Genomic DNA, 1606 nt, shown 5'->3' on the forward strand with positions numbered 1-1606 from the left:
GAGCAGAGCGCCGCCGGCCAGGGGCGCGCCTTCGCGGGTTCCATCAGCGAAGGCGGAGACGCCACCGTGATCGCGAACAACCCCGCCGCCATGACGCTGCTGTACGGCCGGTTGATCCAGGCCGATGTCGCGGTCATCGACTACGCCGTCAAGTTCGACGGCACGGGCACTGATGCGCTGGGCCGCCCGCTGTCCGGAGGCCAGGGCGGCAACGCCGGCGACACCGCTGCGGTGCCGTCGTTGTACTTCCATACCCCTGTGACGGATCGAATCCATCTGGGCTTCTCCATCACGGCGCCGTTCGGCTTCAAGACCGACTACGACGATGGCTGGGTCGGCCGCTACCAAGGCGTGAGAACAGAGCTCAAGGCCATCGACGCCGGCGTGGCGGGGTCCTACACGGTGAACGAGGTCCTGTCGCTCGGTGCCTCGGTGTTCGCCGAGCGCATGGAGGTGAAGTTGCGCGACGCGATCGACTTCGGTGCCCTCCTGGCCGCCTCCAGCGTTCCCGGCTTCTCCCCGACAAGTGCGGACGGATACATCGACATCGACGGTCACGACACCGCGGTTGGCTACACGCTCGGCGCCCTGCTGAGACCGGCCGAGGGGACGACGATCGGCCTGGCCTACCGCTCGGAGGTCAAGCACAAGCCGAAAAGCGCCCAGGTCGACTTCTCGATCCCCACGGCCGCCAACGCCGTGCTGTCCGCGGCCAGGCCCAATACCTTCGTGAGCACGACCGCGAGCACCGAACTGACGATGCCGTCGTCCTGGAYGCTCAGTGTCAGCCAGCGACTCGACGACCAGTGGACCGTGATGGCGGACTACTCGCGCACGTCATGGGAAAAGTTCGGCAGCGTGGTGCTGGACTTCGCCTCCAACCTGCCCGACGAGACGCTGCACTTCGGTTACCGGAACACGTCGTTCTATTCGATCGGCACGGCGTACCGGGCCAACGACAGCTGGACCTTTCGTGGCGGCGTCGCCTATGACCAAACCCCCGTCACCGATGGGGTGCGAGACGTCCGCGTCCCTGACGTCAGCCGACGGTGGCTGTCCCTCGGGGCGACGTGGCAGGTGAGCAAGCCGCTGACGTACAGCGTCGGCTACACGCACCTGTTCATCAAGGACACGAGCGTGAACCTGACTTCGTCCAGCGCCAGCAGGCTGCAAGGCTCGTACAAGCTGAGCAGCGACATCGTCGCGGTTTCTGCGCAATACCGCTTCTGACTGTGCTGCGCGCGCTATTGCGCCACCGGATGCGGCGGGCCGAACCAGCGCATGGCCGCAAGGCGAACCTCGTCGTGCGATGGCTGCGCGTCGCACGCCCAGGCGACGACCCCGTCCGGGCGCACCAGCAGGGCGGCCAGGCCGAGGGGATTCTTCGCGTTGCCGGCCACGTACCTGATGCGGTCGCTCCACGGCGCCGCGGTGTGCCGCAAGGGATGCGAGGCGCCGAGATCGACCAGCACGCCCGCACCGCCCTGCAGGTGCGACGCGAGCCTGCTGCCGTCGTCGAACTCCAGATCGGGCGCGCTGCAACCGGTCAGCGGGTGCGTGCCACCCAGGTCGTAGCGCAGCGAGAGGCCCCACAGCTGCCCGGCAA

2 protein-coding genes are annotated in these 1606 nt (G+C 67.6%); one reads left to right on the top strand and one right to left on the bottom strand.

Annotation, left to right across the window (positions count from 1 at the left end; all coding sequences use genetic code 11):
• Positions 1–1230: outer membrane protein transport protein (locus AC1D01_RS33950; RefSeq protein ID WP_477873861.1), on the top strand; the 1230-nt coding region annotated here is incomplete at its 5' end.
• A 14-nt stretch (positions 1231–1244) separates the two neighbouring features.
• On the opposite strand, the gene AC1D01_RS33955 is transcribed toward AC1D01_RS33950, so the two are convergent.
• Positions 1245–1606: aromatic-ring hydroxylase C-terminal domain-containing protein (locus AC1D01_RS33955; protein ID WP_477873862.1), on the bottom strand; the 362-nt coding region annotated here is incomplete at its 5' end.

The organism is Rhizobacter sp. P3_B12, from assembly GCF_056402895.1.